Origin of the sequence: Massilia sp. CCM 8734 (assembly GCF_011682155.1) — a bacterium.
Classification (GTDB): domain Bacteria; phylum Pseudomonadota; class Gammaproteobacteria; order Burkholderiales; family Burkholderiaceae_D; genus Telluria_A; species Telluria_A rubra.
This window is the reverse complement of record NZ_WHJI01000013.1, coordinates 177436-186724: the sequence shown is the minus strand read 5'-3', so window position 1 is coordinate 186724 and position 9289 is coordinate 177436. Positions and strand designations below refer to the sequence as shown.

General features: G+C 55.9%; 7 protein-coding genes. 2 read left to right on the top strand and 5 right to left on the bottom strand.

Translation table 11 applies throughout. The features are described from left to right. Positions 1-555 precede the first annotated feature (555 nt). From F2P46_RS38805 to F2P46_RS14655, 3 genes are read right to left on the bottom strand one after another with little or no spacing between them, the layout of a single operon-like run. Complete coding sequence (locus F2P46_RS38805; RefSeq protein WP_166890756.1) at positions 556-669, bottom strand: RHS repeat-associated core domain-containing protein; 114 nt, start codon at positions 667-669, stop codon at positions 556-558. Positions 670-722: 53 nt separating this feature from the next. Continuing rightward, positions 723-1064 carry a hypothetical protein gene (locus F2P46_RS14660; RefSeq protein ID WP_166890753.1) on the bottom strand — a complete coding sequence of 114 codons (342 nt, stop codon included), beginning with the start codon at positions 1062-1064 and terminating at the stop codon, positions 723-725. Then, positions 1057-5583, bottom strand: a complete 4527-nt coding sequence (locus tag F2P46_RS14655; protein WP_166890750.1) for an RHS repeat-associated core domain-containing protein — start codon at positions 5581-5583, stop codon at positions 1057-1059. The genes F2P46_RS14660 and F2P46_RS14655 overlap by 8 nt, the downstream gene beginning before the upstream one ends. Before the next feature lie 85 nt (positions 5584-5668). Between F2P46_RS14655 and F2P46_RS14650 the strand changes: the two genes are divergently transcribed. Next, positions 5669-5956 carry a hypothetical protein gene (locus F2P46_RS14650; protein ID WP_166890747.1) on the top strand — a complete coding sequence of 96 codons (288 nt, stop codon included), beginning with the start codon at positions 5669-5671 and terminating at the stop codon, positions 5954-5956. A gap of 632 nt (positions 5957-6588) precedes the next feature. On the opposite strand, the gene icd is transcribed toward F2P46_RS14650, so the two are convergent. Then, a complete protein-coding gene (icd, locus tag F2P46_RS14645) occupies positions 6589-7842 on the bottom strand; it encodes an NADP-dependent isocitrate dehydrogenase (RefSeq protein ID WP_166890744.1) in 1254 nt (417 codons plus the stop codon). 233 nt (positions 7843-8075) lie between these two features. On the opposite strand from icd, the gene F2P46_RS14640 reads away from it, so the two are divergent. After that, entirely contained in the window at positions 8076-8639 is a 564-nt protein-coding gene (locus F2P46_RS14640) for a pseudouridine synthase (protein ID WP_166890741.1), read from the top strand. Between the two features lie 303 nt (positions 8640-8942). On the opposite strand, the gene rpsT is transcribed toward F2P46_RS14640, so the two are convergent. Then, positions 8943-9206 carry a 30S ribosomal protein S20 gene (gene rpsT / locus F2P46_RS14635; RefSeq protein ID WP_054267030.1) on the bottom strand — a complete coding sequence of 88 codons (264 nt, stop codon included), beginning with the start codon at positions 9204-9206 and terminating at the stop codon, positions 8943-8945. Between the last annotated feature and the right edge of the window lie 83 nt (positions 9207-9289).

The following is a 9289-nucleotide window of genomic DNA, read 5'->3' as shown; positions in this document are numbered from 1 at the left end:
AGCTGCTCTGAGGTAGAATTCATGCCGGGCAAGGTGCGTTCGTGTTGAAATTGTGTTTTAGGGATAACTCACATTTTATCAATCACTTACGGCATTCTTGCCCTTTTTTATGCAAAATTCAGGCTAGCAGCCTGTCGGACTTGGGGAGTCGAAGCGAAAAAATGGCTGGGCGAGGCCAGATTTTGACGATTTCGCAGTGCCAATAGCAAGCTATTGGCCGAGAAAGCGGCGAAATATGGACCGTCCCAGGTATTTTTGCAGCCGACGATCCCAAGTCCGACAGGCTGCTAGCCCATTCTTGCTTTTTCTTCGCGGCTGAAAAAAGTCGTACCTGAAACCCGCGCACAGCAGCGGGCTTTATCGCCAACCCCGAGGACGGCGAGATGTGTGACGGCACGGGAAGGCGGGAGAACTCCCCTCGTACGCCGCCGCCATTGTTTCCTGCTGGGTTTTCGTATCAGGACCGATTTTTCGCATCCCAGCACCGGCTTCCCTCGTGCAAAATTACCCGCATCGAAAGCGGCATCATCGGGTTACCCGAAATTATCTCCAGGCTTAAGTCGCAAAAGATCGAAAATAGCTCAGGGGATTACCGTTAAAATAACCATAGGTGTTAATGCCGCCGTCAAGCCCAATGGGATCCGACTGGATGTGCCTGCCGGTCTGCAAATCCTAATCCCGTGATAGTTGTAGCATCAACGCTTTGCATCAGACCTGCTGTGTCACCCTGTTATTGTAGGAACCCTAAACGGGAAGACTCCAGAAAAATAATACGCCGCTAACGATAGCATAATCGACCAGACTAAAGATATGAAGACAAACTTCTTTAACGCATCTATTCTGCCTTTCTTAAGCAATGCGTGAACAATAAAAACTTGCAATGGATTAACAATCAAAAAGATCATTAAAAATAGCATCGCATTTTGCGTTTTTTCATAAAACTCAGAACCAACAATCATGCCACTTAGAATTGTTGACGTACTTCTAAAATTAAAAGAAACGAAAGCAAAAAAGCAAAAAAGCAAGGAGCAAAATACTCCAATAACTTTAGCGAACTTATCCATTGCATTTACATTTCACTGTTTTTTTCCTGACTGCAGGAAAAGGCTTGACTGTTGCAGAAAACGGCCACAGTGGCGCCACATATAAAACTAAACCAGCGAAACCCGAAACATCTGATGATCCATTCATGGCGCCATGCAGTTGATCCACATACGAGTTAGCTCCAGTGCCAGCGTCGCAACTCATAATATCTATCGGCATACCTGGTTTGTAGTTGGGATCTTTCTTAATTATCTCTGCTAAAGCTTGGGCGCTGATTGCATCTTTTTTGTCTGGGGTTGGTCCAAATATTCCCTCTTTGCCATGTCCGTAAATCGTATATCTGCCCGGATTATCGGGAACACCCTCTGCAGCTTTATATTCCGCAGTATTTTTAGGGAAAACGATGTTCTTGGCTAAACCATAAGGATCAAAAAAATTGAGTGGATCTCCTCCCACATAGCCGTAGGTGTTTAAACCTCCGAGCAATCCAATCGGATCGCTCTGCACATACCGCCCCGTCTGCGGATCGTAGTCCCTGTAGTAGTTGTAGTGTAAGCCAGTTTCCGCATCCTCAATTTGCCCTGGCAAACGCAGGTTCGACACGATGGTCGGCTGCGCACCGCCTGCTGCGGGGCTGGTGATCTGTGCCTGTCCAAATGCATCGTAACTGGCCGCCCAAACGATGTTGCCGGCGCGGTCGGTTGCCTGCAGCGGCGCCAAGCGCTGGTCATGGTGATAGTAGCCAACAGTGTCGTGGCCATTGCTGTTTTTGGTCTTGATGAACAAAGTGCCCGTCGTGAAAGCCGAATCTGGACGAGGACCATATTGGGTGGCGATGGATGCTGGTCCATTGACGCTCACGCTCAGATCGGCGTTCAGGGTTACCGGCTGGGTCGCCTCCGCAATCAGTCCTTCTTGGGCGTAAAGGAAATAGGTGCGCATTGCCGGCGTCAGCGCGACACCGCTCCTGTGCCGGTACTGCTCCTTCCAGATGCGTCGGCCGACTGCATCATAACCGTAGCGTGCGATCAGGCGCTGCGAACCATCCTTGACGGCAATTAGCCGGTTTTCCAGATCGTAGACAAAATGCGTAAGCACGTTTCCCGGTTCTTTTTTCAGGATAAGACTCCCCGCATCGTCATACTCGTAGCTGGTCGCGTCCGCACCAGTGCCCCGCTGTTTGAGCCGATTATTGACGTCATAAGTCCATGCACCCACAACACGGCTGTGCGCGATCCGGTTCGCAACGTCGTCCAACGTGAATGTCTCTGTATCATTCCCTAGTACACTGCCACTTCCGCTCTCGACTGTTTTCAGGCGCAGCTCATCATCGTAACTGTACGACTTCACCGTGGATAGCCCCGCGTTGGCGTCCGTACGCGCGTCTTGCTTTAACTCCTGGAGAGCGCCGTACTTGCTGACCAAGTTCAGCAACGGCTGCTGATTAGGCGCTGTCACATCAAGCTGGACAGGATTAAGCAGGTCATCATACTTTCTGCTTTGAATCGTCCCTCCGGGCAGGATCGCCGTGGAAGGGACTGTCCAGTTGAAAGCGCTGACGCTGATGCGGCCTTCGCCAGGCACTTCGACAGTATCAAGCTCGCCATGTTTACTGTAGCCGTAGCCGACCACGGCGCCATCAGGCCACTTTAACGCGGTCTTCTTGCCACCTGGGCTGTAAGAATAGGAATAGCCCATCTTGAATCCACCCGGATAAGTCACCGTCTCGCCCGTATGGCGATTTGCCTCGTCATAGGCAATGATGCCACTGGACTGCGTGCCGGCGTCGTCGTTGCTCCACCCGGCCAACCGATCAGCGTCATTCCAGTCGTACTTTACCGTGCGTTGCAACACATCACTCTTGTCGTAGAATAGTTTTTTTACCAGCCGATTCGCATCATCATAGGTGAACCGGATTTTACTCTGATCAAAATCGACATACTGCTCAACATTTCCCGCCAAGTCATACGACGTATGTGCAGTTTGCCCCAAGGCCAGCCTGTCCTTGACGACGCGACCGTTACGATCATAGTCGAAGCGATGCACGTTGCCTTTAGCGTCGGTTACTTCCAGCAAGTTGCCACGCGCGTCGTATGCCAAACGGGTCGTTTTCTTGAGTCGATCGGTCTGTATCAATGGCTGGCCAAAATGGTTATGCTGCGCCGTATCTGCCTTGCCATAGTGGTCGGTGTTGCCATTGGCGGAGCCGCGCAGATCGTATCCACTCTGCGTAGTGTGCGTGACGCCATTGCGCTCGACCAGGGTGGTCGCGGTTGGGCGTTCCAGTGCGTCATATCGGTTGCGTTGCACATAGGTTGGGTAGCGGATTTCCGTGGGCGAGTTCAAGCTCCCCAAGGTTCCGTCCGCGCTTCCGTCATCGATCTGATAGCTGAACCGGGTTGCGTTACCCATACCATCGACCATTTTGCTCATGCGCTGAAAGTTATCGTACTCCATCAACTTTTCTCGCCCATCTCCATCGCGCAGAACGATCGGCGAGCCTTGGTGGTCATAACCAACGGTTGCCGGCGTCAACGACGCGGCCGCACTGTCCAACACCCGATTGAGGGCGTCATAACGCGTAGTTGTCTTGCGCTCAAGCGGATCGGTCGTTACAAGCACATTGCCGACTTTGTCGCGGGCCAAACGCCATGACTTGTTTAAGGCATTGGTACGTTTCACCAGAAGACCCATGGCGTCGTACTGCATGACGCTGGTTAACTTGCGCGGATCTGTCAGGCTGACGCGATTTCCCGTGCGGTCATGCACGAAGATGAAGTGACCCTTTTCAGGTTCGGTAAGGGTTTCGATATTGCCGCGGGCATCATAGCTGATGAGGGTGACCGCATCGGCGGTGACGGTGCCGTTGGCTTCGCTGCGTCCCTTGACAGTAGTACTGGTGGTAAACCCGCGCTCATCGACTTTCGATTCCGTCACGCGCTCGTCGGCGGTCCCGGCCGCTTCCACAAGCCGGCTCATATTACCTTTGGCATCACGCTCGAAGCGCGTCTTTACGCCAAGTTCATCAGTGGTTTCCACCAGGGCGAGGTTGACGGCGGAGTAAGCGCGCTTGAGCGTCGTGCCGTCCTCCTGGGTCAGTTCGACCACTTGCTCAAACTCGTTAAAGGCGGTACGCGTGCTGAACCCACGCGCGTTGGTGCTGGTCTCGGCCCGCGCGCCGGAATCGTAGCGCAATTCCTCATCGACACGCCCGTTGACTACGCGTCGCACCAATTTGGCCGAACGGTCGTGCGTCAGGTCGTCCACCCGCCGTCCGCTGGCCGTTTCCGGACCCGTAATGCGGCTCGAGAACTGCTTGTTGGCATCGTCGTAGTCGAACTCGTAGTCGGTCACGCCGCCGTCGGCGGCCGTGCGCTGGGTGACCGATCCGCCGGCATAGGCGAGCTTTTCTTTGCGCCCTTCCTGATCCGTGACCGTGATGATGTTGTTGCTCGTGTCATATTCGTAGAACATCGAATTGCCGCGCGCGTCGATCACCTCGGCCAGGCGATTGGCCGCGTCATACTTGTACTTGACGCTGCGCGCGGGCAGGTCCAGCGCCATGCCGGCGATCGGGTAATCGCGCACTTCGGTGATCAGATTGCCCGTGTAATGCAGGCTGTACAAGACGCGCCCGTTGGCGTCGATCACGCCGCGCAAGGTGCCGCCCTTGTCGCGCACCATCCAGACGGTATTGTTGTTCTTGTCGCCGTAGGCCACCACCTGGCCCTGCGTGTTGTAGTTGACCCACTCGCCGGTCTTGTCGCTCCAGCGGTAACCATTGGCAATCTTGACCGGCGCCAGGATCATGCTGCCCGCCGCCAGCTGCGTGTACGCGGTCGCGCTGGCCGTGTCCGGCACGGCGTCCACCGCGCGTTTTTCGAGCATGGTCCGGTTCGAATAGGCATAGCGGCCCTGCTCGCCCGTGTACAGCTCGTTCTTGCGGCGCAGCGCTTCCAGGTCGCGCACCGGCGCCGTCTTTTGCCCATCCCCATGCATGCACAAGGAAAAATAGTCGGAAGAGACCCACCGCGGCGTCGGATAGTCTTCCTTATCCTTCTCGCCCATCAGGCTGTTGAAGGGGGTGGTCCGTTCCGACAGCATGGCAATGCCGATCGGCTTGTCGCCAATGAGCACCAGGCCGGTGGACGGTTTCCAGTCTTCGTCGACCATGACCCAGCATGCCCCGCCCCCGTCGCCGTCCATTGGCTTGCCTGCCACGCCCACAGCGCCTGAGCTGCTCGACGACGAGCTGGTCAGGTTGGTCCAGCTTTGCGACAGGCTTTCCCAATGCGGATTGAACTTCCACTCCTTGCCCGTCCAGACGCGTCCCCAGCTCACCGCTCCTGCCGTGCTCGACAGTTTCATGTCGTCCACCGTGATGGCCGCGCTGCCGTTGGGGATCGAAATTGAGACTCCGTTCGGGGACACATCTTGCTGGGCTAAGACAGATGTCGTTGCCATGCCAAAAGTGATGCAGGCAAGCGCGCTGAGGATGCGGCGCGACGTTCGAAACAATACAGGGCTGATCTGGAGCATGTTCTTTTTTATTGTGATGGATTAGGCACGCCGAGACGCGCCCATAAAAGGCATCAATCGTTGTGTTTCGTTAGGGGGCCGTACGTTGCTGCGCTTTGACGGACAGATCCAGGCGACGCGGCATCGTGCGTATCATGTTGCCGCCAATAACCAAAAATGCCACGAAAGTCAAATGGGCCGCAAACGCCATGCGGCAATGTCAGCGACGCCATTTCCAGTCGCTTTGATTGGTCGCTCAGACGGCATGACGAGCCGTCCCGTCATCTTCAGTATGACGCGACAGTTTTCAAACTCACAAGGTTTCACCATGACGGCCAGCCTTCGCGTTGCTAAAAATGACAATAGTGCAACGGGGAAATCTTATCGAAAATAGTTCTCAGTTTCAATGTTTTTTGTTAGATTTGGTTTTTATTGGAGCAAAATGAGACGCTCAGTTGAAAAATGGAAAGTAACTGGCTGACGTGGAGTAATTGTGATAGAACTGTAATGATGGTAAATTTGCCGTTGATGCCGGGTACGCTCCAAGGAACGTCCTGATCAGTTCCAGACGTACCGGCACCCTTGCGAGGCAGATGACAAGCGTTACAGCAGCACGTCGTGGCTTTCCCATGCGGCGGTGACGGGCGTGCCCCCCCCCCCTCAGACGCCAGCACATACGTGCTTTTGTCTTCGCCGTCGAAGGCAGTGCCGCTCGAGCGCACTGCAACGACTTTCGCGTAGCCCGCAGTGGCGCCGCAATTTCTCCAGATGGTCGTCAGCGTCGAATATCCATTCGGCGAGGTCGATTCGGATAAGGGAGGTCGTTTCCGCACGGTCCACTCAAGTCCAGGCAAGCGCTCAGAGACGATGCCACGGCCAGCAATGCGAGCGAACGCATCATGCAATTGCCCCTGTTAAACGCATGCGCCATGCATGCGCGGCGGCTGCGCACAACAAAAAGCCCCGCTCTCCTGCGAGAACGGGGCTGTATGCGCCGCGCCTGGGCGCGGCGGCAATCGTACATTCTTACATCTGCTCGATCATCACATCGCCGAAACCGGAGCACGACACTTGGGTCGCGCCTTCCATCAAACGCGCGAAGTCATAGGTAACCTTTTTCGAAGCGATCGATTTTTGCATCGACGAGATGATCAGGTCAGCCGCTTCCAGCCAGCCCATGTGACGCAGCATCATTTCAGCCGACAGGATCAGCGAACCCGGGTTCACATAGTCCTTGCCTGCGTACTTCGGCGCGGTGCCGTGGGTCGCTTCGAACATGGCGACCGAGTCCGACAGGTTGGCGCCCGGAGCGATGCCAATACCGCCCACTTGTGCGGCCAGCGCGTCGGAAATATAGTCGCCGTTCAGGTTCAGGGTCGCAATGACGCTGTACTCGGCCGGACGCAACAGGATCTGCTGCAGGAACGCATCGGCGATCGAATCCTTGACGATGATGTCCTTGCCGGTCTTCGGATTCTTGAACTTGCACCATGGGCCACCATCGATCAGCTCGGCGCCGAATTCTTTCTGTGCCAGTGCGTACGCCCAATCGCGGAAGCCGCCTTCGGTGTACTTCATGATGTTACCTTTGTGAACGATGGTCACGGAAGGCTTGTCATTGTCGACGGCGTACTGGATCGCCTTGCGCACCAGGCGCTCGGTGCCTTCGATCGACACTGGCTTGATGCCCAGGCCCGAAGTCTCAGGGAAGCGGATCTTGGTGACGCCCATTTCCTTGATCAGGAAATCCATCAGTTTCTTGGCGCCTTCGGACCCTTGCTGGTATTCGATACCGGCGTAGATGTCTTCCGAGTTTTCGCGGAAGATGACCATGTCGGTCTTCTCTGGCTCACGCACTGGCGAAGGCACGCCGGTGAAGTAACGCACCGGGCGCAGGCAGACGTACAGGTCGAGCTGCTGGCGCAGGGCGACGTTGAGCGAACGGATGCCGCCGCCAACCGGGGTCGTGAGCGGTCCCTTGATCGACACAACGTAGTCCTTCAGCACTTCCAGGGTTTCTTCCGGCAGCCACACGTCCGGGCCGTACACGGTGGTCGACTTCTCGCCGGCATAGATTTCCATCCAGCTGATCTTGCGCTTGCCGCCGTAGGCCTTGGCCACGGCTGCGTCGATGACCTTGATCATGACCGGGCTGATATCGACGCCGGTGCCATCGCCTTCGATGTAGGGAATGACTGGATTATCTGGTACATTCAGCGAAAAATCGGCGTTGACCGAGATTTTTTGGCCGTCAGCAGGTACTTTGATATGTTGATACATCGTGATCTCCGAAGTGGACGCATAGCAGGCGACAACAATGTTGCGTCTGTCAGGCATGGTCTGCAATCTGAATTGGTTACTATAAATACGACGAGAGTTGTAGTCTTCTATAAGACATAAGACGCGCGTTTCATATTATGCACCAGTATTTTACTAGGCGCTACGGTTTTGCGACACTAACAAATGACCCGCCAGGCGAACGGCGGGCCGAACATCTTTCCAGCGACTCAATTATGCCCCTCATTCTCTTTAACAAGCCGTTCCAGGTGCTGTGCCAGTTCTCGCCCCAGGCGGGACGCGAAACGCTGGCCGACTACCTGCGCACGCCCGGGATCTACCCGGCCGGCCGGCTCGACGCCGACAGCGAAGGGCTGATGCTGCTCACCGACGATGGCCGCCTGCAGCACAGCATCGCCCATCCGGACCACAAGGAAGCGAAGACCTACCTGGTGCAGGTGGACGGCGCGCCCGGTGCGGAGGCATTGGCGCGGCTGCAGGCGCCGCTCGACCTGGGCGACTTTGTCACCAAGCCGTGCAAGGCGGTGCAGATTGCCGAACCGGGCTGGCTGTGGCCGCGCACGCCGCCGATCCGGGTGCGCGCCGACAAGCCGACCAGCTGGATCGCGATTACTTTGCAGGAGGGGAAAAACCGGCAGGTGCGCAGGATGACGGCGGCGGTGGGATTGCCGACCCTGCGGCTGGTACGCAGCAGCATCGGCCCGTTTTCGCTGGCCACGCACCCCTTGATGCCGGGGGAATGGGTGGAAGTGCCGGCCGGGGATATGAAGAAAATCTGAAGCGCACCCGGAACCGGGCTTGCTTCTACACCGGGGTCAGACCCCGGTTTTGCTTGTTGGGGGTCTGACCCCGGTGTAGAAACAAGCCCGGTTTCGATAAAGAGGACCCGGGCAGTTTCCAAGTCGCAATTCTTAAGCCGGGGTCAGACCCCAGACAAACAAAACCGGGGTCTGACCCCGGTTTAAGAATTGCGACTTGGAAACTGCAAACGAAAAAAACCCGCCGGGGCCGAAGCCAGGCGGGTTTTTGAACATGCTCACAAGCTCAACCGGCGGACCGAAGTCCACCAGCGGCGATGGCTATTAAGCCAGCGCTTTCAGAGCAGCAGCCAGACGGCTCTTGTGACGCGCTGCCTTGTTCTTGTGGATGATTTTCTTGTCGGCGATGCTGTCGATGGTCGACACGGATGCCTGGAAGATCGACGCTGCGGCGGCTTTGTCGCCAGCCTGGATAGCCTTGCGCACTGCTTTGATAGCGGTACGCAGGGTCGAACGCTGCGACGAATTGTGAGCGTTTTGCTTAACTGCTTGACGAGCGCGCTTGCGTGCTTGTGCGGTATTTGCCATGGAATTTCCTAAATCGGGGTCAAGTTGCGTTTGCAAACAATAGCGTCTGTCAAACCAGTGTTTTTTCTACACCTTGTGTGTCA

Bases quoted from the DNA above. Each gene is read 5' to 3' on its own strand.
- F2P46_RS14660 (WP_166890753.1), bottom strand. From the start codon at position 1,064: ATGGATAAGTTCGCTAAAGTTATTGGAGTATTTTGCTCCTTGCTTTTT.
- F2P46_RS14655 (WP_166890750.1), bottom strand. From the start codon at position 5,583: ATGCTCCAGATCAGCCCTGTATTGTTTCGAACGTCGCGCCGCATCCTC.
- icd (WP_166890744.1), bottom strand. From the start codon at position 7,842: ATGTATCAACATATCAAAGTACCTGCTGACGGCCAAAAAATCTCGGTC.
- F2P46_RS14640 (WP_166890741.1), top strand. From the start codon at position 8,076: ATGCCCCTCATTCTCTTTAACAAGCCGTTCCAGGTGCTGTGCCAGTTC.
- rpsT (WP_054267030.1), bottom strand. From the start codon at position 9,206: ATGGCAAATACCGCACAAGCACGCAAGCGCGCTCGTCAAGCAGTTAAG.